The sequence below is a fragment of the Pseudomonas arsenicoxydans genome (genome assembly GCF_006438915.1).
GTDB classification, from domain to species: Bacteria; Pseudomonadota; Gammaproteobacteria; order Pseudomonadales; family Pseudomonadaceae; genus Aquipseudomonas; species Aquipseudomonas arsenicoxydans_A.
This window is the reverse complement of record NZ_RCZE01000008.1, coordinates 265753-288184: the sequence shown is the minus strand read 5'-3', so window position 1 is coordinate 288184 and position 22432 is coordinate 265753. Positions and strand designations below refer to the sequence as shown.

The window sequence follows — 22432 nt, the reverse complement described above, 5'->3', positions numbered from 1 at the left end:
CCTTGATCGGAAGTCAGACGGTTTTGAACCAATCCAGCAATAGCGTGTTCACCTGCTGCGCACGGTCCAGCATCATCCAGTGCGAGGCGCCTTCAATGCGTCCGTAACGCCAGGGAGCAGACATGAATCTTGAACTCAGCTTCACCTGAGACTCCCATAAATAGGTATCGCCACTGCTCCACAAACCCAGTGTTGGCACACTGCATTTGCGCGGGACCGCGTCGCTATTAACGGCCGCCAGATAAGCTGCGGCCATGGGATTGGCCCGGTCCCAATTCAACATGCCGTTCATGGCCTCGGGATCCTTCATGCGCGACCAGACCTCGTCGATCTCAGGATGGGTGGGCATGATGAATTTCTTGAAAAAGGCACCGTCATTGGCTGCATAGAGCGCCGCAGCGGCTGGCTGGGTGTTGAGGTACATGTACCAACTGCCTTCCACTTCGGCGACGGTGTTCATGAACATCATCTGGTCTGGATGCCCAACCGAGAGTGCCGCGTGCCGACGGAAGCGCTCGGGAAAATTGAGTACCAGTTCCCAACTGGTCGCGGCGCCCCAGTCATGGCCAATCAGGTCTACTTGTTTCAGGCCGAGAGCGTCCAGCAGGGCGATCATGTCGCCGACGATCATTGCCAGGCCATAGCGCTGCGAGTCCTGCGGTTTTTCGGTTTCGCCATATCCGAGCATGTCCGGAACGATGACCCGGTAACCGGCCTGCACCAGCGCGGGCACCTGATAGTCCCAGGCGCTTGAGCTGTCGGGCATGCCGTGCAGCAACAGTACGACCTTGTCGCCGGTACCCTGGTCGCCGACGTGGTAGCGCACGCCGTTCAGTTCGATTTTTTTGCCGGGCACACTGCCGCGCACACCCAAAGGCGCAGCAACTGGCTGACTTGCAGGAACATTCGTCGGTGCCGCTATGACCTGAGCCGAGAGGCTACCCAGCGTTGTTGTCAGCGCCAGCAGGCTGGCTGTTTTGAGAAATTCACGCCGATCATTGTGCATGTGCATCACCTCGGTAACTGGCCAGGTAGCTAGCGATGTTCTTGATGTCTTCGTCCGAAAGCGTGGCGGTGAACGCCATTGCATCACCCATGGACTTGCGGCTGCCGTGCTTGAAATCCGCCAATTGTTTAACCAGGTAGTCGTACCCTTGCCCGGCGAGACGTGGAAACGCAGCTTGACCCGTTAACTCTGCACCGTGACAGGCCGCACAATTTCCCGTCGTGACCAGCCGTTCACCCTTTTTCAGGCGCACTGGATCGGCTGAAAACGCAGCGTTAGGGGAGACGGTCTGGGCGGCAAAATAGGCGGCGAGACCGGTGATGTCATCGGCCGAGAGGCTCATCGCCAGTGGAGACATGATGGGGTTGGTACGCTGGCCTTCAGCAAAGGCCCTCAGCTGTTGCGCCAGATAGGCCGCCGGTTGACCCGCCAGACGCGGGTACAGCTGAGTTACCGTGTTGCCGTTGTAGCCATGGCAAAGCATGCAAGCCTCATTAAGCTGCGGCCAGGGGCCACCGCTGGCTGCACTTTCCCGGCTCGTCGTTTCTACGGCCTCACTGAAACGGTAGTACCCCAACACTTGTGGTCCATAGCTGATGCCTGCCAATACCAGCCCCCCCAGTAAAACAAGCCCGCTGATGGCGAACCACCGACGTATTCCACTCTGTTTTTGACGTATCTGTTTCATTTCGGCGATCCCCTGATCAAACTTGCCGCAAGGCTTGCAATGCCTGGAGCGCGGCGCGATGACCCGAGCGCACGGCACCGTCCATGTAGCCCGCCCAGATATCGGCGGTTTCGGTGCCCGACCAGATCAACTTGCCCACCGCTGGATGCAGCGCCGCGCCGTAGCGAGTCCAGAAGCCCGGGGCGATGGCTGAAACGCAACTGATGGTCCAGGGATCCTGCCCCCAGTCGTGATCGTAAAACTGCGTGCAATGGCGCGCGTGATCGCCCAGCGCTTGGGCGAGAATGTCTGTCAATTGAGCTTGTGCACGCGCTGGCTCGGACGCCAGCATGGACTGGGTAACAAAGGTATTGATCACCCCGATGGAGCCATCGGGCGGTGAGTTGTCGAACGCCCAAAGCAACGGTCCATTGGCTTGAATGACATGTCCGTTGTAGCCCTGCTCACGCCAGAAGGGTTTGGCGTAAACGAGTGTCACCTTGCGTCCCGGAGTGTGGGCGGGCCAGCGCCGTTGCAATTCGTGTCGCAGAGCGGGGAGGGGGGGATCGAAATGGACCTGATTACACAGCGCCGGCGTCAGCGCCACGATCACACGCCGTGCTCGTACCGTACCGTTGTCCGTGTGCAGGCTGACCACGGATTGATCCCAGTCGCTGATCTGGCGGACCGGGGCCGACAGTCGCACTTTCCCCTCCAGCGCTTGCGCCATCTTCTGGCTCAAAATCTGCGAGCCGCCGACGAAGCGTGTTTCCTGCGCGCTATCCTTGATTGAGTCCAGTTGTTCGTAGCTGCTATTGGCCGAGTTGATCATCGACAGAAAATGCAGGAAGCCCATCTTGGCTGGCATCGCTCCGCCCGACAGCAAGGAGCCAATGCTCCAGCCGATCCGGTCTTCCGGTTTGAGATTCTGTTTCACCAGCCAGTCGCCAAGTGACATGGCGTCCAGCTCAGCCGCACGTTCCGCCTGCCAAGGCGCACCGGACGGTACGCCTCGCGCCAACTCATTGAGCTGCTCGGCGATTTTCATGTCAGTGCCGAACGTGCCCTCAAGGTCCATCGCAACGCGTCCCTCGCCAGCCAGAAACACTGTTTTGCCCTGGTAGTAAGTCGGGAAGGTCGCGATGCCCAACTCGCGTGCCAGATCGGCGACAGCGGTCTGGCCAGGGCCGATAAACTGGCCACCGGCTTCGGAGATATAGCCGTTCCCCAGATCGTGGTTGAGGGTGCGACCACCGACGCGATCACTCGCTTCTAGCACGAGGAAAGATTCGCAACCGGCGCGGCGCAGGTCGCGGGCAGCGGTGAGGCCGGCGAGCCCGGCACCGACGATGACGACGTCGAGTACATCATCGCTGTTCGTTCTGAGTGCAGCCGCTTCGCTTGGCATGGCGGCCACTGCCACGGCACCTGCCGCTGCGCCGAGAAAGCCGCGTCGACTCAGATTTGCGCCACTCGGTGGGGCGTCGCTTGCCACCCGTTTTTGTTTTTCGTCCATCGACTGATCCGCCCTCGTTTAATTTGACTTCTGTGGAGCCAGGCCAATGGCCACGGAGAAAAACTGCTTCAGCACACCTTCATGACTGAACAGCATCGGTTGGTCATTGCTCGGCGAAGCGGTGAGTGAGGTTCAGACGGGCCGTGCGCGCAGTGGCGTGGAATAGCTGCAGGTCGGAAGGTGATAGTCGTTGCTTACAGCCAGTCGCCGCCAACCTTGTATGGGGGTTTTCGGGGTGACAATTCATGCGTTTCCTCCCATTGAAATTATTGTTCAGGAGCGTTGACCCTGTGTTTGCGCCACAATTTGACAGACTGTAAAATAATATCTGACAGCGTGTCAAATTATGTCTGAGGGCTATCAGCAGTGTCCCTTTCCATAAGGCGATGCCAGAATTGCGCACACCGGGATCACCATGGCCGAAGGTAAAACCCGGCCACCCAAACACCTCCGGGTGAAGCGGTTACCATGCACGCGCTATTAGCCGGTTCCAGGAGAACAAGAGAGAAATATGGACAATTCCGAAAAGTCAGCGCTGCCGATCAAGCGCGCGCCACAGCAGCAGCGCGCGCTCGATCGCATTGACGCAATTCTCGCCGCTACCGAGGTTGTAGTGGCCGAAGGGGGCTACGAGGATCTGACTATGGTCAAGATCGCTGCGCGCGCTGGCATTACCCACTCCTCGATTTATCACTACTTCTCTTCCGTGGAAGCCATTCTTGCCGAGCTGATTTCACGCCTAATGGCCGAGTTCGATCGCAGCACCGCCGATATCCTCGCTCGCGCACAAACCCCGGAGGCGCTTATTGAAGCGGCTCTGCAAACAATCGAACTGGGTTTTCAGACTTACCGTTCCACGCCAGTCATCCGCGGCCTGTGGGCGGCGACCCGCTATTTACCGACCCTGCGCAAGATTGACGACGAAGATACGGCGCGCAATGCCCGCTTGTTCAGCGATCGCTTTATGGCACTGGCTCCGGATACTGACGAAAATGCCATCTACGTCTCTATGCGGATGGCGGCAACGCTTTGCGTGCCGGCATACGAAGCCGCTCTATCGCTACCTGTTTCTTTGCATAACCAGGCCATCAACGACTTCTTGGCGATGGTGCACTCGCGCTTGTATGCGGTAGTTGTAATGCCCAGTTCTAAACAGGGTGAGTAGTGACGGCCGGCGGCGCTAGTAATCGTCTTCAGCCGGAAGGCTTGCACGGTAGGCCTTGGGTGCGTAGCCCGGTTCAAGCCAGAGCCAGGGGAGAATGCTTTTTGGCGGCCCCCATGGCTGGGAGGCAATAGCGGTGCCTGACAGCGCTGAAAGCAGTAGCAACGCGGCTACCAAGCCGAATCAGCTGTTGAGCGCAATGCTTCTCTGGCGGGTGTGATGGAGTTGCGCAGTGGCGGCAAGAAAGTATCGCAATCCCTACGCTTGGCCAGCCCGGATACCATTCGTGCACTGTCCATCGAGAACATCTTCGACCTGCTCGGCGTGCGCCTGAATGGGTCCAAGGCTGAAGGTCAGCATATCGTCATCAACTGGACCTTCAGCGATATTGGCGGTGAGCCAATGCTGCCAATTCAGGGCTGCCGGCGAAAATCCGTCGGCGATAATCCGGTCCAGCTTTTGAAAGCCCGAGTGAAGTTGCTGGTATCGTTGAAACCGAGCAGAAAAGTGATTTCCGTCACCGGGCGCGAGGCCTGGCGGAGATAATTACAAGCGAGCTCCTTGCGGGTGTTATCCAGTAGCTGCTGGAAAGTCGTACCACGTTCCGACAGCTTGCGCTGCAGCACGGCCGGGCTCATGCAAAGCGCGCTCGCCACCTTGTCCCTGCTGCACTTGCCATTGGGTAGAAACTCGATGATCTTCTGTGTCACGCCGGTGATCACGTCGTTTTTATCCAGGCGGGCCAGGTAGCTGATGACAATACTGTCACTGGCTTGCGCCAGTTCCGGGCAGGAGCCGGAGAGATTCTGCAGTAGGTCGGCCTTATCAAAAACCAGCAGACCAGACACCTGTGAAAAGCTCACCGGCGCGCAGAACAAAACTTCGTAGGGTTCGGCGCCCTCATGTGGCATCGGCCGATGAAGCTCAACCCGCAGCGGGTTGAACTCAGGCCTGTATAGCAGACGCATGGTCCGCACCATAAAACCAAAAAATGCGTCCTCCCTCTCGCCACAGAACTCCACCAAATACTCAAATCGTAGCAAGACCTCGTCATCGACTTCAGTGAGGCTGACCTTGGCTGCCTGCGTGACCAAGCGGAAGTAGCGCTCCAAACGCCGACAGAAATCCATCAATGAGCCGCTGGCGGCCAACGAATAGCCCAGCGCGTGGAGGTGGGGAAGCTGGAGGAATTTGGCGACGGTCAGGCCGAAATACGGATTGTTGGTTACGTCCACACAGGCTCGGTATAGCCGGGTCATGGTGGTTGTAGACAGTCGGGTCATCGGGTCGATGGACAAATTCGCCGGTATTCCCACAGCTCGAAAGATCCGTACGCTGTCAACATGGCTTGCTTCCAACGCTTTAGCGATTGCCAAGGCGTAGCTGCCGATGTTGCTGGGCTGCTGCGCGTCTTCGCACAATGGCGATTCAACACCATCGCCCGGTGTACCGGTTTTCAAACCTGACATGATCCTGCCTGTACGAGATGCGAATGTGGATACTCACCTTCGGGGGTCATACGGTCAATCCCCCGGCGGAACCTCTTATTGCCGTAATAGCAACCCCGTATTACTGACCGACGATTGAATCATATTGACAGGTTCAGCCTGTGTCAGCTCCCTACACTGGTCTCTCAATCGGCAATCGCCAAACCTTGATGCTGCGTGTTGCTTACTGATCGACCCTCACTGGTTCGGTAACGCCAAAAACTCAATGAATAACAAAAGCAGCGGGAGCGAATATGAGCGAAAACTTTGAATCCAATGTGGCCAACGGCGTGCTGCATCTGGTATTTACCTCCGAAGACGGCCTTAACACCATGGATGACCGCTGGTTACAGTCGTTGGAAGCAATCCTGCGTCACTCGATTGACGACCGTGCAGTGCGCGCCATATTGCTCTCAGCTCGTGGCTCGGCGTTTTGTGCCGGCGCGAACTTTCTGGGCATGCGCACCAGCGTTCTGAATCAGTATTTTACTGGCTCACCACTGGCGAACCTGATCGATTGCCTGGCGAATTTCCCCAAGCCAATTGTGGCGGCAGTGCACGGCAAAGCTATAGGTGGCGGCGCCACCTTGCTGTTGCATTGCGACCTGGTGGTGGCCGCCGCCGATGCACAATTTCGCTTGCCATTCACCAGTCTCGGTGCGGTACCCGAATTGGCATCGAGCTACCTGCTACCCCGCGCAGCGGGATCGAAGCTGGCGAATGAACTGCTTCTGCTCGGCAAGCTTTTCGATGCGCACAAAGCGCAGCGCGCTGGCTTTGTGAATGAAGTCGTTCCTGCCGGAGAACAATTGGCCTTGGCCCGGCAATGGGCCGAGCAGTTGGCGGCACTCGCTCCGACATCAGTGCAAACGAGCAAACGCCTGTTACGCGAAGCACAACAAGAGGGTTTAGCCAAGGCCATTGCCAGTGAAGGTGCAGCGCTCGTAGCCTCGTTGAACCATGGTGAACTGCAGGAGGCAGTCGCAGCCTTTCTAGAAAAGCGTCGTCCCGACTTCTCCAAATTCCACTGACATCGACACCCACTAGCCACCGACTGGTATGGGCTCTTTCTCGTTGCAAGCCCCCATCGGTTGATGCCCATGCCGATAGCACAACTTACATCGCCAGCGATCATGAACGGGCAGCGTTTTCAGTTGAGGTTTGGAGGCACCTTGCGTGCCCCCAAATCAAACGTCAGCGCTGCGGATCAATGATTGCCGATGACGCGGGTGGCAATGGCTGCGATCTTTTCCGGTGAGATGTGATGGAGCAGGGCCACCGGGTCGCAGGCGACCGCCATGACAATACGCTCCATATCATCGAGCGCAATCTTGAACTCGGCAAAGTCTGTCGGCCGGCCGACTTCCTGCTGGAGCTGTTTGATGCGGGCAATGACCTTGCGCAGCGTGGGCTCCGGTTCTCCATCGGGGATCGAAAAGGCCTTGGCCAACTGGCTGGAAAAGGGCAGGTAGTAGTCGAGCAGTTCTTCCATCACCACAGGCAGCAACACGCCGTTGGCTCGGCCGTGAGGGATTTGATACAGCCCTTCAAGTGCACGGGAGCAGTTTTGCACCGGGGCCGACAATACGGAATTGGCTACTGACAGACACGCCATGTTTGCGGCCTGTAGCATCTCTTCACGCGCTTGCAGGTTGCGCCCGTCATGTACGGCAACCGGCAGGGCTTTCAAAATCAGCTCGATGGCGCTCAGTGCCAGACCATTGGTGAAGGGGTTACTGGCGCTATTGACCAGAACCTCAAGGGCATGAGTCAGGGCACTCATACCGTTATCGGCGGTAATGGATGGAGGCAAGCCGACGGTCAGGTGCGCGTCGAGCAAGGCAATGTCGGACTCCAGATAAGGCGCCACCAGCAATGCCTTGACGCCGGTGTTGTCATTGATGATAAGCGCGCCATTGGTCATTTCAGAGCCGGTACCTGCAGTGGTCGGGATGCTGATGTGAGCGATGCCCATCGGCTTGCCTGCAGACTCCAAACGCATACCTGCGGCCAGCGCATCACAGATATCTTCCAGATCATGGGCGAGGGCGAATTTCACACCTTTGGCCACGTCCATGGCGCCGCCGCCCAGAGCCACGATCGCATCGGCGCCGACTTCACGCGCGTAGCGCGTGGCCGCATTCACACTGTTGCTGCCCGCGACGGGGGACACGTCGGTATAAACCCCAGCCAGTTTCAGTTGATTACCGGCTGCCGCTTCGCGCAGGACGCTGGCCACCGTTTCGACCAGGCCATTTTTTTCAAGCCCTTTGTCACTCAGCAGCAGCACACGTTTGGCGCCCAGTGACGCCAGCAGAGCGGGCAGACGGACCGTTACACCAACGGCACAGTGGACTCGCGTGCGCGCCCAGAACTCAAAATATCCAGTAGACATACCATTCCTCATGATTCTTGTGGGGCCAGGTTTCGGGGCGCATTAATCGAACGTGTGCACAATGCCGTAAGTCAGGGTTTTCTTGGCCGGGTCACGCTGGAAGGCGGTCGTAATGGCCTTGGTCTCAAGGTATGACTCCAGCCCGGCGATACCCATTTCACGGCCCTGGCCACTTTGTTTGTAGCCACCAAACGGCACATCGGTGCGCAGCATGTGCCAGTCATTGATCCAGACTGAACCGGCTTGCAAGCGACGGGCGATCTTTTGTGCGGCCAGTACATCGCCGGTCCAGATGCCTGCCGAAAGGCCATAGTCGGAGTCATTGGCGATGGCAATGGCTTCGGCTTCATCGCGGTATTTGATAACTGCCAGGACGGGGCCGAAGATTTCTTCGCGTACTGCGCTCATCTGGTTGTTACAGTCGGCCAGAATGGTCGGTGCGATAAAGAATCCGCCCTCGCAGCCAAGGACTCTGACACGTTCACCGCCGCATACCAGGCGCGCACCTTGCTCCAGTGCCGAATGGATATAACCCAACACTTTCTGGCCATGAGCGGCATGGCACATTGGCCCGATCTGGGTGTCCGGATTCATTGGGTCGCCTATCTGCAAGCCCCCGGCGATGTGCGCAAGTTTTTCCAGCAAAGGTTCGTAAATGCTTTCATGGACCAGCAGGCGAGTGCCCGACTCGCAGCCTTGGCCCGAGTGCAGCAACACCCCGTACAGGGCACCATGGGCCACTGCATTCAGATCTGCATCGGCGGTGACAATGGCTGCGCCCTTGCCACCCAGCTCCAGGGTCACGCGCTTGAGGCTCGCGGCTGCGTTAACCAGGATGCGCTTACCGACAGCAGTAGAACCGGTGAAGGAGATCTTGCTGATACCCGGATGCAGGGTCATGGCTTCACCCACCACCCCACCCACGCCATTGACGACGTTGAGCACGCCCGGCGGTAACAGCGGGGCAAGCAGCTGCGCCAGGCGTACTGACGTATGCGGCGTGAGCTCGGACGGTTTGACAACCACCGTATTCCCAGCGGCCAAAGCTGGCAGCAGCTTGTTCATGAACAGCACCATCGGCAAGTTCCAGGCTGGAATCAGGCCGCAGACGCCGATGGGTTCCTTCACTACCTTGACGTCCGTCAGCTCTGGTACGGCTCTGGCTGGCAGGCTCTGGGTGAACGGGTAGGTTTTGACCAGGTCGGCCATGGTCATGATGCTGTCGATGATCAGCAGGAAATCCAGTTTGCTGATACGACTGAGAGTGCCGCCAGAACTGATGGCTTCCAGATAGGCCAGTTCCTGCGCATTCTGCTGAATGACGTCGACGAATTGGTTCAGCACTACCGAACGATCCGTGGGTGTCATGTCACGCCAGTCTGGATTGTCGAGGGCGCGCTGCGCTGCCGCAACGGCAAGGTTGAGGTCGTACTCGGTACCGCACGCGACTTCGGCGATCACCTCACCCGTCGCCGGGTTTTCCACATCCATATATTCACCACCGTTCGGCGCCACCAGTGCCCCGTCGATAAAGTGATCCAGTCTGGGAATTGCCATAGTCTCTTCCTTTTTGTTGGTCTCTGAAGCTGCCGTACCGCAGCCGGGTTCAAGCCGGTTGTTCAGCTGTTGCAGGTACGCTGGCGATGCCGGATTGGTCGAGATTTAGTGTATGGCGCAGCGGGGGGAAGGGGCCGGTCAAATGGGCTGGATCGTTGGTCGGTGTAATAACCGGCTTGCGTGCTTCAGGCGATTTATGGCGCAACTGTTGTTGCTACCCTCCGCGAGTGGAAGGTGAAGCCCGCTGTACAACCTTTTGCGATGAAAGCAGGTGCCCGAAATATGCCGTCAAGCAACGGATATGTCCGGGCACCTTTTTAACTGATCTTGCGCACAGAGCATTGCCGGTATTTTTTCTTTACTGGCCCGCGCGGTACTTTGTCGGCCAGTACGATCATTTCACTTTCTCAATGTCCGGCAGTGCAAACGAACGGTCGTAGTAGGGTTCCAGCGGGCCGTAGAGACGCAAGAATGGAAACCACGCTTTACCCGGCACGGTTTGAATCCAGTTCTTCTCATGGCCTTTCGGTGAAGTTGGACTGAAATAGATATCCACAGAGCCATCGGCATTCGTATCCAGACCGTCTGTCGAGACGCGGTCGGGCTTTTGCGCCGGGTTCTGGATGAGCGTGCGGGTGTCGATGTCGTAAACGGTCACTGACCAGAACCGTTGCGCGGGTGGGTTGGGTGGCACGCGCAGGGTGTAGGACTTGGCGCCATCGAACGGCTGCCCTTCTTTGTCCACGAAGGAAGCAAGGTAGACCTGACCGACGCCCGGCGTCTTGGAAACCGAGCCGTTGGACATGCCCCAGGCTGAGTAATAGAGAGCGATCCGCTCATCGAACTGCGTGGAGTTCTCCACGTCTTGCTGCACGTTGTATGAAGGCGGGATCACATACTCCCACGTCGCGTCAGGCCGGTATCGGATGCCCGGGAGTCGACCGCGGAAGTCCATGGTCTTGGCCATGGCTTCGCCTACCGTTGCCGCTTGCTCGAGAATCATTTTTTGCCGCGCGTCGGGAGCGAAGGGCTTGCCACTTTCGATGCCAAGCGGCTTGAGCATCGCCATGAAATAGCGGTCGCGGTCCTCACCCGGCTCGCCCGCGAGGGCTTGGGAAAGCCGCTCCCAATAGGCCGTTCCGCGGGGAATCATCTGACTGAGCAGCGCGCCGTCTGCCTTGGGTGTAAGGAGACGGGCAGGGGGCGGGTTATTATCACGCTCGCTCCAGGGATAGATGTGCACGGCGTCTACAAACGCTTTGGCCTGCGCCGGGTCGGTTTGCAGCGTTCGGAAGAAAATTTCCGTCTTGAACGTGGGCGATCTGAAGACACGATAGCCCTCGGAACCCTTAGGCGCTTCCTGTCCGGGGCCGAGGAAAAGATATTTCCCGCCCCGCCCTTGTTCTGCGCTGGGCAATCCCACGTCTGTGAGGGGACGCTCCCACCAGTCGATCACGGCACCGGCGCTCGGACCTGGCGGGAAATCCAACACCGTCGGGCCCTTTTCGGAGAGGTCGATGAAGCCGTAGTAGTAAGGGGTGTTGTTATTGCCCGCGAGGATCGTGCTCTTGCTGCGGTAGTCATCGTAAATGGCGAGGTCGCCGCTCTTTGCGCCCGTGTCATGCACCAGCCCCTGTCGGTTCTGCTCGACGCCGACGATTGGCAATCCCCACAGGTAGCACTGCACGGCACGCTGAAAATCCATTTCGTCATACAGCTTGGTGGCAGTCTGCTGCGTCGGCACGCCCAGCTCGAAGTCGAGCTTGCCAATGCGGGAGTCAATGGTCTGTGCGCATACAGTTGTTGCAGTCAGCGCGCATGCGAGCGTGGCGGCCAAGTATTGCTTGTGAATGCTGTCCATCGATGTCTCCAATTATGCATTCGGAAGATTAGCAGGCTCATCGGAATTGACGCAGACGAGCTCAAGCCGGTTGTTCTCCTGTTGCAGGTGCCCGGAATATGCTGTTCAGCAACAGAACCAGTCCGGGCATTTTTTCAACTGATCTTGCGTGCGAAGCCTTGCCAGTACTTTTCCTTCACTTGCCTGCGCAGCACTTTGCCGACCACCGATGTGGGTAGTTCGTCGACAAAAATCAGCGACTTCGGCGCCTTGTAACTGCCGAGCCTGTTTTTGGCTTGGGCAATCAACTCTTGCTCGGTAACGGTGGCGCCACTGCGCAGTACCACTTCGGCGTGAACGGCCTCGCCCCATTCGGGGTGGGGGATACCGACCACCGCCGCCATCAGCACCGCCGGGTGGGCCGCCAGACTTGCTTCAACCTCCACCGCATAGACGTTGAAACCGCCGCTGATGATCATGTCTTTGAGCCGGTCAACGATGTAGAGATAGCCATCGGCGTCGATGTAACCCAGATCGCCGGATTTCCAGGCGCCGTCTTCGAATTCGTCCGCCGTAGCCTGCGGGTTGCCGAAGTAACCCTTGATCACTGCTTTGCAGCGGATGCGGATTTCGCCGGTTTCACCCATGGGTAGAGGCTTGCCGTCCTGGTCCGCGATAAACACTTCGACCCCCGGCGTAGCACGGCCGGCAGAGGACAGGTGCTGTAGTGCTTCGGCATCTCCGGGCTGATGCGCAGCCTTGTCCAGCACGGCAATGAACATTGGCGTTTCCGTGGCGGCATAACCCTGGACGAAAATCTGCCCGAAACACTCGACCAGTTCACCGAGTTTGTCCGGGCTCATCGGCGCCGCACCGTAAATCAATGTGGTCAGGGACGAGAAGTCCTTGGGGGCAGCTCGCTGCATTTCCAGCAGGCGATAGAGGACGGTTGGCACGAGGAACGAATGGGTGACCCGTTCCTGTTCGACTTCCTGGCGCCAGCGCTCCATATCCAACTGGTTCATGGTGATGTTGGTGCCACCGGCGTAAAGCGTCGGAAAGAACAGCATCAGGGTGCCATGGGATAGCGGCGAGACATGCAGTAAACGCGTTGCATTGGAGATCGCCAGGTCAGTGTTGATAAAGCCTGCGTCGCGGCACGCCATCCAGTTGTCGATGGAATACATCGCGCACTTGCCCTTGCCGGTAGTGCCACCGGTGAAGCGCAACACGCAAATGTGTTCATCGGTATCGAGTTCAACGTCGTTATCAAGATCCGAAGCGGCTTCTACTAGCGTCCAGAAGCAGTGCACGCCAGGGCGTGCTGCTTGCTCGGTAAAAGGTGGGTCCATCAGCACAATCGCGCAACCGCGGCTGCGCAGCGTGTCGTAGTAACTGTCCAGCAGCCGGGTTTCGAGGAACACCACCTTGGGCTTGACCAGATCCAGTTGTCGCGCGTGCTCTTCCAGCGGGTCGCGCAGGTTGGTCATCACCACCGTGCCTTCCTGCTTGAAGGTGGTGGGAAACAGCATCAGGCTGAGATTGTCATTCTCCAGAATCAGCATGAAGTGGTCACCCTTGCCGATCTGCAGCGTGCTGCGCAAAACGTCGGCGATGCGATTGGTCAGCAGGTGGTATTGCTCGTAAGTGAAGCGTCGGTTGCGCTCGACATTGACGATGGCCTCCTGGTCGCGATTTCGCAATGCGATCAGGCGCATGACTCGAGAAAAATTCATCTTCATGTTTGGCTGCTCTTTTTGTTCGGGAGCCTTGGCTTATTTGGCGCGCATGCGCGAAGCGGCATCGAGGCGGATGGTCTCGCCATTGACGTAGGCGTTTTCGATCAGAAAGGCGCAGCAATGGGCGAATTCGCGGGTGTCTCCCAGGCGCTTGGGCGATTCCATTTGCTCTTTCAACGAGTTCAAGACCTTCTCGTCCAGCGCTGCGACCATTGTGGTCAGGAACAGGCCGGGAGCAATGGCGTTGACGCGTACGCCAATGGCACCGAGTTCGCGGGCCGCCGGCATGTTCATACCGATCACACCGGCCTTGGTGGCGGAGTAGGCGCACTGACCGACCTGGCCTTCATAAGCGGCGCCGGAAGACACGTTAATTACTACGCCACGCTCTTCACCGGCTTCTGCCTCATTTTTAGCCATTTGCTCAGCGCATTTAGACATGACGTTGAACACGCCATTGAGGTTGATTGCGGTGGCTTGGGCGAAGCGAGCCAGTGGCGAAGCCTTGCCTTCCTTGCCCAGTACCTTGAAGCCAGTGGGTAACGCAGCACCGTTGATGCAAACGTGGATCGCACCGAATTTCGCCATTACCGCGTCGACCGCGTTTTGCACCGAGTTTTCATCGCTGACATCGGTTTGCACGAACATCGCCCGCTCGGCGCCAATGTCGGCCACGGCCTTTTCCCCGGCTTCGATGTTGAGGTCGAAAATTGCCACGCGACCGGCTTTCTCGCCGGCCAGGTAATGTGCGGTCGCCAGGCCCAGGCCCGAAGCGCCGCCGGTGATCACGATGACTTTGTCTTGAATACGCATAGTGTGTCCCTTGTTGTTTGGCTCTGGGGAGCCGAGTCTTGTTTTCAGGTGTTAAAGCAATGCTTGATCAGAACGCGTTAACCCCGGTCAGGGCGCGGCCGATAATCAGTTGCTGGATCTGCGAGGTGCCTTCCGGGATCGGTATGACGATGGCTTCACGGGCCAGCTTCTCGACCAGGAAGTCGGTAGTCACGCCCGCGCCGCCATGGATCTGTACCGCTTGGCGGGCGATGGTGACAGCGGCTTCACAGGCGAAGTACTTGGCCATGGCCGCTTCCATTTCCGCCGGAATACCAGCACCGATCATCTCGGCGGCGCGGTAGGTCAGCAGGCGCGCCGCATCCACGTTGGTGGCCATTTCCGCGAGCATGGCGCTGATCAATTGGTGGCCGGCGATCACCTTGCCGTGTTGCTTGCGCTCCTTGGCATAACGTACGGCTTCTTCCAGCGCGCGGCGGCCGATCCCCAAGCCCTGGGCCGCGACGAATACCCGCGAGCGCTCGAAGAGCGACAGGGTGTTTTTCAACGCCTCGCCTTCCTTGCCGATAATGTTGCTGACGGGTACACGAACATCGTTGAGGAAAATTTGCGCGGTCGACTGGCTGTTCAAGGCGATCTTGTGGATGTCGCGGACTTCGTACGGATGTTCTTTGCGGTCGAGTAAAAAGTGGGTCAGTCCCTTGCGTGGGTCATCGCCGGTGCGACAGGTGCAGATCAGGAAGTCGGAGTAGGAGCCGTTGCTGATCCAGGTCTTTTCACCATTGATGATGAAGTCGTCACCCTCGCGGCGGGCGCGGGTTTTGATCTCCAGTACGTTGGAGCCGACGTCCGGTTCCGAGATACCCATGCTGACAAACAGGTCGCCGCTAATCAGGCCCGGCAGGTAGCGCTCGCGCAGCTGGTCCGGCGCCAGTTTTTCCAGTAGCTGTGCGCCGAAGGAATTGATCAGCACAGGCGTCGACAGGTCGACCGAACAAGCGGCGACTTCTTCGAAGAGCATGATCATGGTCGGCCAGTCGAGGCCCAGGCCACCGTTGGCTTCGCCGACCGCGCCCGAGATCATGCCGAACTCGGTGAGTTGGCGCATGACCTCGGCCATCTTCTCGCGCGGGATGAATTTGTCGCGGTATTCCTTGTTGAATACCGGGTCGATCTTGTCGGCCAGGAAACGGCGGAAGCTTTCAACGGCTTCAACCTGCTCCGGGGTACGCATGACATGTCCCATGATGTTTTTCCTTCACTGTTCTTGTTGACTGGGCCCCGGTGACGGGGGGCAGTGACAGGATTTAGTGTTTGGCGAGGATGGTCACGGCGACTACGGCTTCTTCGATGCCGTACAGACCACCACCGTTTTCCTGGATGGCAATGCGCGCGCCTTCGACCTGGCGTTTGCCGGCTTCGCCGCGCAATTGCGTGACCAGTTCGTGGATCTGGCCAAGGCCAGTAGCACCGATTGGGTGGCCCTTGGATTCCAGGCCTCCGGACGGGTTGATCGGGATCTTGCCGCCCACGGTGAAGTCACCACGTTCGGCCGCCGGGCCGCCTTCGCCGAAAGGCACCAGCATCAGCGATTCAGCATTAAGGATTTCGCCAATGGCCGAGGCGTCATGGACCTCCGCGACGCTGACATCGGACGGATCGACACCCGCCTGGGCGTAGGCTTTCTGCGCCGCAAGGTGGGCGACGATTTTTTCTGGCTCGTCCAGCCCGCGCGAGGTGCCGGTCTGCACAACGCTGGCCAGTACGCGAATCGCGCGTCCGCCAGCCCCCTTCAAGCGCTTCAGGCCGTCGGCGTTGCACAGCACCACGGCCGCCGCACCGTCACTGATCGGCGAGCACATAAGTGTGGTCAGCGGGTAGCAGATGGGCGGGGAGGCCAATACTTCGTCGATGCTGAAGGCCTGCTGGAACTGGGCCAGGGGGTTGTATACCGAATGCTGGTGGTTTTTCGCGGCGACCGCTGCGATCTGCCGCTGGGTCGTACCATAGCGCAGCATGTGGTTGCGGCAGATGGCGGCATACACGTCCATGAATACGCTGTATGGGCGTTCGGAAACCGTGCCCGGCGGCGGCACGATGCCTTCGCCCATGGCCAGCAGAGTATTTTTGTTCTGCTCCACGGTGGTGATATCCCAGCCGCCATCGAACACGGCGAACATCTTGGCCTTGTCGGGGACGTTCATTTTTTCCGCGCCGACGGCCAGAGCGATGTCGCATTGGCCGGCGCGCAGCGCCAGGGTCGCCAGGTTGAATGCCGAGGAACCCGAAGCACAGGCGTTCTCCACGGTGAACACCGGTACACCTTCAACGCCGAGGCGGCGCATGGCGATCGGCCCGGGAATAGCGGTCTGGCCCTGCAACATGCCGTTGGTCAAGGTGCTGTAGTACGCCGAGCCGATGTCGCTGGCGCTGGCGCCGGCATCCTTCAATGCCAGGCCCACAGCCTCATCGACCATGTCGTACACACTGCGCTCGAGCAAACGGCCGAAAGCGGTCATGCCGACGCCCACTACATAAATATCGTTCATCGTTTGTTCCTGTATCGATCGCGTGGAAAGCCCAATGGGCGAGCCGGGCTCAGCGGCCCTTGAATTGGGCTGCGCGTTTCTCGGCAAAGGCCTGCAGGCCTTCCTGGAAGTCGGCGGTGCGCAGGTGTTTGCGCAACATGACCTGTTCATGCAGCAAGGCGTCGTCGCGGGTCTTGTCGGCTGAGCTGCGTGCCACTTCCTTCATGCGGCGCAGAGCAATCGGGCTCTTCTTCGCGATCTGCGCGGCCAAGGCCAAGGCGCCATCGGCCAGTTCGGAATCGGCGTGGACTTCGCAAACCAGGCCGTAGCCTTTCATCTCGGCGGCCGAAAGCGATTTGCCGGTCATCAGCAGGTACATCGCCATATTCAAAGGGATCAGGCGCGGCAATACCGCAGCGCCACCGGCACCCGGGTACACGCCGAAGTTGGCGTGGGCATCGGCGAGGGTCGCGCTGTGCGCTGCGACGATCATGTCGGCACACATCGCCAGCTCCAGGCCGCCACCCATGGTCACACCGTTAAGGGCGGCGATGACTGGCTTCGGGAAGTTGCGCAGTTGGTCGAAGACCACACTGGCGCGGTCAAGGAAGTCCGCTTCACCGGCTGCCAGGCTGCTACCGGCGAGGATTTCCTTCAGATCGGCACCGGCGCAGAAGGCAGGCCCTGCACCGGTGAGGATGACTACCCGCAACTCGTCATCGCGGGCGATCTCGTCCAGACGCCGTTCGAGTTCGGCCAGGATCGCGAGGTTCAGTGCGTTCATGGCCTTGGGGCGGTTGAGCGTAAGGCGCGCAACCGAACCCGCGATCTCGTACAGCAAAATATCTTCACTCATGACAACTCACCTTTTTTTGTTAGCGGCATCGGGCGCCGAGTGGTTCGCAGTGGATGAGTCGATAGTAAGAATGGCCTTGATGGTGGTGCAGGTCATTGCAATGCTAGCGGTGGTCCAATTGGTGACTGGAAGGCAGGCAAAAAAAACGCGCAGGATTTGTGCGTTACGCAGGGGACCGGTGATAGGGGCGAGATGACCGGCGCACGAGCCCGCTCATCCGCACCATCGTGAGTCCTTTTCAACAACAATGCGCAACTGGCGCTCTTCACTATCAGGAGTTCAAACATGACTGACGATGTCGATGAGCAGGGGCGCCGACTGATTCACCGGCGCGAGGTCCAGTGTCTGGGGTATCTGCGAGCAGATGGTCTGTGGGATATCGAAGGGCGGCTGTCCGATAGCAAGACTCATCCAGTGACGCTGGTCGAAGGGCGCGAGCTGGTGGCGGGGCAGACCTATCACGGCATGTTCATCCGCTTGGCCCTGGACGATGACTTCATAGTGCGCGAAGTGCAGGTCGACATGACCCAGGTGCCGACCAGCGAGTGCCGTGGCGCCATGTCGGCTTACGACAAATTGTTGGGGGAGCGCATTGGCGCCGGCTTTTCGCGGCGAATCAAGGAGCTATTCGGCGGGGTTGGTGGCTGTGTGCATCTGACAGAGCTATTGCTGCCCATCGCCACCACGGCGTTTCAGACCATCCCCATGGGGCGCGCCATGGTTGCGCCGCGCACCGCTGCCGATACCGAGGCTTACCGCCGCGCCACCGGTAGACTGCTCAATACCTGTCACGCCTTGCGCGAAGACGGTTCCATTGCAGAGTTGCTGAAAAAATAATCTGTCACGGCATTTGCACTTTTCCCCGGTGCGAACAGGAGCAGGATCATCCGGTCGGCACCGCCATCGATGATGGCGGTGAGCGCAAGCGGGTTACGCTGGGTGATCCAGTGCATTGGCCTCATGACTGGCCTTTGATGCAGGTGCTGCGCGGTCCTGGCGAATAAACTCAGCCGCCTTTTCGCCGATCATCACGGTGGCTGCCGTGGTGCTGCATCCGATAATAGTCGGCATGATCGACGCATCGGCCACCCGCAGACCTTCCAAGCCGTGCACCTTCAGTCGGGCATCCACCACGGCCATGGCATCTGCGCCCATCTTGCAGGTTCCTACCGGGTGATAAAGAGTATCCGCGCGGTTGCGGATGACCTGCTCGATCTGCGCGTCGGTCTGCATTGGCGTATCCAGCACATCGCGTGGCTTGAACGCCTGGAAAGCCGGAGTCTGCATGACCTTGCGGATGACCTTGTAGCCCTCGACCATGGTCGCGACATCGTCCGGATGGCTCAGGAACGCCGGATCGATTAGCGGTGCAACCAGCGGGTCGGCGCTGGCCAGGGTCAACTGGCCGACACTTTTGGGGTGTAACAGGCACGCATGTACGCTCAAACCGTGGCCGCGATACAGGGTGCGGCCATGGTTGGCGAACATGGCGATGGTCAGCGCCAGCTCGATATCTGGCTGGGCCAGTTCCGGCGAAGTCTTGACGAAGGCGCAGGCCTCGGCAAAGTTGCTGGTCAGAGGGCCCGTGCGTTTGCGCCAGTAGCTGATCCCCGCTTTCAAGACATCCCAGAAACCGGGCAGCGACAGCCCCAGCAGCTTGCGGGACTTGACCCGATACGAATGCACATAGTCGATGTGGTCCACCAGATTTTTACCCACGCCTGGCAGTTCGTGAACGACGGGGATGTCAAATTTCAGCAGCTGGGCAAGAGGACCTACACCCGACAACAACAACAGTTGCGGGGAGTTGAAGGCCCCGGAACTCAAGATCAGTTCGCAGCGGGCGCGCAGCTCACGCTTTACCCCGTTCTGCACGAATTCGACACCTACCGCACGCTTGCCCTCGAAGAGGATTCGCGTGGCATGGGCATGGGTTTCGATGTGCAGGTTCTTGCGTGCCCGATTGGGCGTGAGGTAAGCCTTTGCCGCGCTGCAACGTTGCCCGTCTTTCTGCATCACTTGCGCGCGACCGAAGCCTTCCATGGGAGCGCCATTCTGATCCGGGCAGGCCGGGTAACCAGCTTGCCGGCCCGCCTCGACGAACGTCTCGCCAAAGGGGTTGGGTGAGGAATGGAAGCGAACATTGAGCGGGCCATTTTGCCCGTGCAAGGCGTCTTTGAAGTTCTCGTTATGCTCGGCGCGCTTGAAGAACGGCAGCACCTCTTGATAACTCCATCCCGGGTTGCCCAGTGCCGCCCAGTGGTCGAAATCACCGGGGTGGCCGCGATGGTAAGCCATGGCATTGATCGACGAACTACCACCCAGGGTCTTGCCCCGTGGTTGATAGCCGATGCGGTCATTGAGTCCAGCCTGAGGCACGGTCTGGTACTGCCAGTTGTTGATCGAAGTCGGCACCATGGCCGCAAATCCGGCGGGTATATGCACCAGTGGATTGCTATCGGGGCCGCCTGCCTCGAGCAGGCAGACTGAAATGTCCGCATCTTCCGACAACCGGCTGGCGACCACGCAGCCGGCAGCACCGCCGCCTATCACGATGTAATCGAACATGACGTTCTCCTTCATGATTTGTTCTCTTTGTTCGAAGCAGAAAATTTGCATTGTCATCAAAAGAGGCAGGGAGCACAGGTCAATCTGATCCATTCGTCGGTCACGGATTCGGGGTGGCCGAACAGCGATGGGATCGGTCAGGTTACTTCTATCAAGGATTTGACGTGGTATGTCTGTGGGGAAGTTTTCAAGCGATCTTCGGATAGGAAAGTCGGGATTGAAAGCGGATAGGCGACATCTCGGCATGAGCATATTTCGACAAAAATGTGCGCTTTCCATGTGAGTTGTCGATACCTGGAAGAACAATCATTGCATCCATGTCCAACCTCCATACAGCGGGGGGAGCCCAGCTCTACCTGCACTGTGCAACTTTCTGATTTGAGGTGAGCGATGGTGAAGGTATTTGATCTGGTGATTCGCGCAGGCATGGTGGCGGACGGTTTGGGTAATCCGTTGTTCGAAGCCGATATCGCGGTGCTGGATGGCCGGATTGTCGAAGTGGGCAAGGTATCTGGTTCGGCAAAGGAAGAGATCGATGCGCGTGGCTTGGTGGTGACACCAGGCTTTGTGGATATTCACACCTATTACGATGGTCAGGCGATGTGGGATTCGCGGCTGGCTTCATCGAGCTGGAATGGTGTCACGACTGTCGTCATGGGCAACTGCGGCGTCGGATTCGCGCCGGTGCGCACGCAGGACCGCGAGCGCCTGATCGAGCTTATGGAGGGGGTGGAAGACATTCCCGGAGCCGTGTTGCATGAGGGGCTTGACTGGGAATGGGAAAGTTTTGGCCAGTTCCTTGCTGCCTTGGAAAGGCGACCGCATGACATCGACATTTGCGCTCAGCTGCCTCACGGTGCCCTGCGCGTGTACGTGATGGGCGAGCGTGCCACCCGCCTTGAAGCGGCGACTGCCGAGGATATCGCGCAGATGCGCCTACTGGCGAAAGAGGCCATGCACGCGGGAGCCATCGGCTTTTCGACGTCGCGCACAATCAACCATCGGACTCTCAATGGCGATCCGACCCCTTCGCTGCGCGCCGCTGAAGAGGAGCTGATGGGCATCGCGATGGGCCTGAAGGATGCGGGGCGTGGTGTCATTGCCCTGATCACCGATTTTGATGCACCCGACCTTGAAACGGAGTTCGCGATGATGCGTCGCATCGTCGAGCGGTCGGGTAGGCCAATGTCATTTTCCCTGGCGCAGCAGACACACAAGAAGGAAGCGTGGCGCCAGTTGCTTGCACTGACCGCCGATGCGGTCGAGGCGGGGCTGCCTATGCTCGCGCAAGTGGCACCGCGTCCGATTGGCACTCTGCTCGGTCTTCAGGCAAGCCTCAATCCATTCTTTGAGTGCGCCAGCTACATGGCAATTGCCCAGGAATCCCTGGCGCAGCGCGTTGCACTGCTGAAGGAGAGTGATCTTCGACAGCGGTTACTGGAAGAAATAGAGCTGCCGCCAGCGAGTGGTTTGGCGCGGCATCTGACGACGTTCGAGATGATTTTCCCGCTTGGTAACCCGGCAAACTATGAGCCGGACCGCGATACGTCGGTGGCGGCGCAAGCGGCCAGACAGGGCCGCAAGCCTGCGGAGTTGGCGTACGACATGTTGTTGGAGGATGAAGGCCGCAGTTTCCTGTACGCGCCGTTTGCGAACTACGCGGATTTCAATCTTGATGCCTGCGGCGAGATGATTGCCGACCCGAACACGGTGATGGGACTGGGCGACGGCGGAGCACACGTGGGCGTCGTTTGCGATGCCAGCTTCCCGAGCTATCTGCTGACACATTGGGGGCGGGACCGTAAGAGTGGAAAGTTCACCTTGTCCTGGCTGGTCAAGCGCCAGACGAGCGACACGGCACGTGCTGTCGGGCTGTTTGATCGAGGGGTGATCGCACCCGGCATGAAGGCGGACCTCAACGTCATCGATATGGATCGGTTGGCGCTGGACCAGCCGCAAATGCACTTCGACCTGCCGGCTGGCGGCAAGCGGTTGCTGCAGGGCGCGCGTGGATATGTCGCCACCATTGTGTCAGGAGTCCCGATCTATCGGGAAGGAGAGGCTACAGGTGCATTGCCAGGACGACTGGTACGTGGCCCGCAGAAGAGCGATGGCGTAGCACTCTGAGAGTAGGTTCGATTTGGCCAAGGGGGACAAAACGTCGGCCATGCTCTTTTTGTCGAGTTCTTGGGTGATGGCTCGCAGGGCATTTTTTGCAGTCGGATGCACGGGCTGCTAAATGGCGGATTCTTCTTCAGTCAGCGGCGTTTCAAAGGCCGCCTCAACCAACGGCGGGCAAATGCCGGTTGTCATGTAAAT

The 22432-nt window shown here is 58.8% G+C and carries 18 protein-coding genes and 1 pseudogene; 5 read left to right on the top strand and 14 right to left on the bottom strand.

Annotated elements, in window-relative coordinates:
- Positions 1-13: 13 nt before the first annotated feature.
- From EAH78_RS18800 to EAH78_RS18790, 3 genes are read right to left on the bottom strand one after another with little or no spacing between them, the layout of a single operon-like run.
- Complete coding sequence (locus EAH78_RS18800) at positions 14-1006, bottom strand: alpha/beta fold hydrolase (protein WP_161599692.1); 993 nt, start codon at positions 1004-1006, stop codon at positions 14-16.
- Positions 996-1694: a c-type cytochrome gene (locus tag EAH78_RS18795; protein ID WP_140668844.1), complete on the bottom strand. Its 699-nt coding sequence runs from the start codon at positions 1692-1694 to the stop codon at positions 996-998. Before EAH78_RS18795 ends, EAH78_RS18800 begins: the two co-directional genes overlap by 11 nt.
- 16 nt (positions 1695-1710) lie before the next feature.
- Positions 1711-3189, bottom strand: a complete 1479-nt coding sequence (locus tag EAH78_RS18790) for a flavin monoamine oxidase family protein (protein WP_140668843.1) — start codon at positions 3187-3189, stop codon at positions 1711-1713.
- Between the two features lie 511 nt (positions 3190-3700).
- Between EAH78_RS18790 and EAH78_RS18785 the strand changes: the two genes are divergently transcribed.
- Positions 3701-4354, top strand: a complete 654-nt coding sequence (locus tag EAH78_RS18785) for a TetR/AcrR family transcriptional regulator (RefSeq protein ID WP_140668842.1) — start codon at positions 3701-3703, stop codon at positions 4352-4354.
- A gap of 216 nt (positions 4355-4570) precedes the next feature.
- Positions 4571-4732, top strand: a pseudogene (locus tag EAH78_RS18780) (alkyl sulfatase C-terminal domain-containing protein); the annotation flags it as partial.
- 32 nt (positions 4733-4764) lie between these two features.
- On the opposite strand, the gene EAH78_RS18775 reads toward EAH78_RS18780, so the two are convergent.
- On the bottom strand, positions 4765-5820 hold the full coding sequence (locus tag EAH78_RS18775; RefSeq protein WP_140668841.1) for an AraC family transcriptional regulator: 1056 nt from the start codon (positions 5818-5820) through the stop codon (positions 4765-4767).
- A 272-nt stretch (positions 5821-6092) separates the two neighbouring features.
- On the opposite strand from EAH78_RS18775, the gene EAH78_RS18770 reads away from it, so the two are divergent.
- Positions 6093-6869, top strand: a complete 777-nt coding sequence (locus EAH78_RS18770) for an enoyl-CoA hydratase/isomerase family protein (RefSeq protein ID WP_140668840.1) — start codon at positions 6093-6095, stop codon at positions 6867-6869.
- A gap of 176 nt (positions 6870-7045) precedes the next feature.
- On the opposite strand, the gene EAH78_RS18765 is transcribed toward EAH78_RS18770, so the two are convergent.
- The 8 genes from EAH78_RS18765 to EAH78_RS18730 form a co-directional block, all read right to left on the bottom strand.
- Positions 7046-8233: an iron-containing alcohol dehydrogenase gene (locus EAH78_RS18765; protein WP_161599691.1), complete on the bottom strand. Its 1188-nt coding sequence runs from the start codon at positions 8231-8233 to the stop codon at positions 7046-7048.
- A gap of 42 nt (positions 8234-8275) precedes the next feature.
- Positions 8276-9790: an aldehyde dehydrogenase family protein gene (locus EAH78_RS18760; protein WP_140668838.1), complete on the bottom strand. Its 1515-nt coding sequence runs from the start codon at positions 9788-9790 to the stop codon at positions 8276-8278.
- A 394-nt stretch (positions 9791-10184) separates the two neighbouring features.
- Complete coding sequence (locus EAH78_RS18755) at positions 10185-11651, bottom strand: DUF1254 domain-containing protein (protein ID WP_140668837.1); 1467 nt, start codon at positions 11649-11651, stop codon at positions 10185-10187.
- Positions 11652-11785: 134 nt separating this feature from the next.
- Complete coding sequence (locus tag EAH78_RS18750; RefSeq protein WP_140668836.1) at positions 11786-13372, bottom strand: class I adenylate-forming enzyme family protein; 1587 nt, start codon at positions 13370-13372, stop codon at positions 11786-11788.
- A 33-nt stretch (positions 13373-13405) separates the two neighbouring features.
- Complete coding sequence (locus EAH78_RS18745) at positions 13406-14182, bottom strand: SDR family NAD(P)-dependent oxidoreductase (protein ID WP_140668835.1); 777 nt, start codon at positions 14180-14182, stop codon at positions 13406-13408.
- Positions 14183-14249: 67 nt separating this feature from the next.
- Positions 14250-15407: an acyl-CoA dehydrogenase family protein gene (locus EAH78_RS18740; RefSeq protein ID WP_140668834.1), complete on the bottom strand. Its 1158-nt coding sequence runs from the start codon at positions 15405-15407 to the stop codon at positions 14250-14252.
- Positions 15408-15468: 61 nt separating this feature from the next.
- The gene (locus tag EAH78_RS18735; protein WP_140668833.1) at positions 15469-16710 is read right to left on the bottom strand and encodes a thiolase family protein; all 1242 of its coding nucleotides are present in this window, start codon (positions 16708-16710) and stop codon (positions 15469-15471) included.
- Between the two features lie 49 nt (positions 16711-16759).
- A complete protein-coding gene (locus tag EAH78_RS18730; protein WP_140668832.1) occupies positions 16760-17545 on the bottom strand; it encodes an enoyl-CoA hydratase/isomerase family protein in 786 nt (261 codons plus the stop codon).
- Positions 17546-17830: 285 nt separating this feature from the next.
- Here EAH78_RS18730 and EAH78_RS18725 point away from each other — a divergent pair, with 285 nt between their 5' ends.
- Positions 17831-18382, top strand: a complete 552-nt coding sequence (locus tag EAH78_RS18725) for a DUF2889 domain-containing protein (protein ID WP_140668831.1) — start codon at positions 17831-17833, stop codon at positions 18380-18382.
- 93 nt (positions 18383-18475) lie between these two features.
- Here EAH78_RS18725 and EAH78_RS18720 read toward each other — a convergent pair whose 3' ends face one another.
- Entirely contained in the window at positions 18476-20128 is a 1653-nt protein-coding gene (locus tag EAH78_RS18720; protein ID WP_140668830.1) for a GMC family oxidoreductase, read from the bottom strand.
- Between the two features lie 172 nt (positions 20129-20300).
- Positions 20301-20432: a hypothetical protein gene (locus EAH78_RS33045; RefSeq protein ID WP_275671729.1), complete on the bottom strand. Its 132-nt coding sequence runs from the start codon at positions 20430-20432 to the stop codon at positions 20301-20303.
- A gap of 71 nt (positions 20433-20503) precedes the next feature.
- Here EAH78_RS33045 and EAH78_RS18715 point away from each other — a divergent pair, with 71 nt between their 5' ends.
- Entirely contained in the window at positions 20504-22240 is a 1737-nt protein-coding gene (locus EAH78_RS18715; RefSeq protein WP_140668829.1) for an N-acyl-D-amino-acid deacylase family protein, read from the top strand.
- Positions 22241-22432: the final 192 nt, after the last annotated feature.

Coding starts and splice junctions, on each gene's coding strand:
- EAH78_RS18800 (WP_161599692.1), bottom strand. CDS start 1,006: ATGCACAATGATCGGCGTGAATTTCTCAAAACAGCCAGCCTGCTGGCG.
- EAH78_RS18795 (WP_140668844.1), bottom strand. CDS start 1,694: ATGAAACAGATACGTCAAAAACAGAGTGGAATACGTCGGTGGTTCGCC.
- EAH78_RS18790 (WP_140668843.1), bottom strand. CDS start 3,189: ATGGACGAAAAACAAAAACGGGTGGCAAGCGACGCCCCACCGAGTGGC.
- EAH78_RS18785 (WP_140668842.1), top strand. CDS start 3,701: ATGGACAATTCCGAAAAGTCAGCGCTGCCGATCAAGCGCGCGCCACAG.
- EAH78_RS18775 (WP_140668841.1), bottom strand. CDS start 5,820: ATGTCAGGTTTGAAAACCGGTACACCGGGCGATGGTGTTGAATCGCCA.
- EAH78_RS18770 (WP_140668840.1), top strand. CDS start 6,093: ATGAGCGAAAACTTTGAATCCAATGTGGCCAACGGCGTGCTGCATCTG.
- EAH78_RS18765 (WP_161599691.1), bottom strand. CDS start 8,233: ATGTCTACTGGATATTTTGAGTTCTGGGCGCGCACGCGAGTCCACTGT.
- EAH78_RS18760 (WP_140668838.1), bottom strand. CDS start 9,790: ATGGCAATTCCCAGACTGGATCACTTTATCGACGGGGCACTGGTGGCG.
- EAH78_RS18755 (WP_140668837.1), bottom strand. CDS start 11,651: ATGGACAGCATTCACAAGCAATACTTGGCCGCCACGCTCGCATGCGCG.
- EAH78_RS18750 (WP_140668836.1), bottom strand. CDS start 13,372: ATGAAGATGAATTTTTCTCGAGTCATGCGCCTGATCGCATTGCGAAAT.
- EAH78_RS18745 (WP_140668835.1), bottom strand. CDS start 14,182: ATGCGTATTCAAGACAAAGTCATCGTGATCACCGGCGGCGCTTCGGGC.
- EAH78_RS18740 (WP_140668834.1), bottom strand. CDS start 15,407: ATGGGACATGTCATGCGTACCCCGGAGCAGGTTGAAGCCGTTGAAAGC.
- EAH78_RS18735 (WP_140668833.1), bottom strand. CDS start 16,710: ATGAACGATATTTATGTAGTGGGCGTCGGCATGACCGCTTTCGGCCGT.
- EAH78_RS18730 (WP_140668832.1), bottom strand. CDS start 17,545: ATGAGTGAAGATATTTTGCTGTACGAGATCGCGGGTTCGGTTGCGCGC.
- EAH78_RS18725 (WP_140668831.1), top strand. CDS start 17,831: ATGACTGACGATGTCGATGAGCAGGGGCGCCGACTGATTCACCGGCGC.
- EAH78_RS18720 (WP_140668830.1), bottom strand. CDS start 20,128: ATGAAGGAGAACGTCATGTTCGATTACATCGTGATAGGCGGCGGTGCT.
- EAH78_RS33045 (WP_275671729.1), bottom strand. CDS start 20,432: ATGGATGCAATGATTGTTCTTCCAGGTATCGACAACTCACATGGAAAG.
- EAH78_RS18715 (WP_140668829.1), top strand. CDS start 20,504: ATGGTGAAGGTATTTGATCTGGTGATTCGCGCAGGCATGGTGGCGGAC.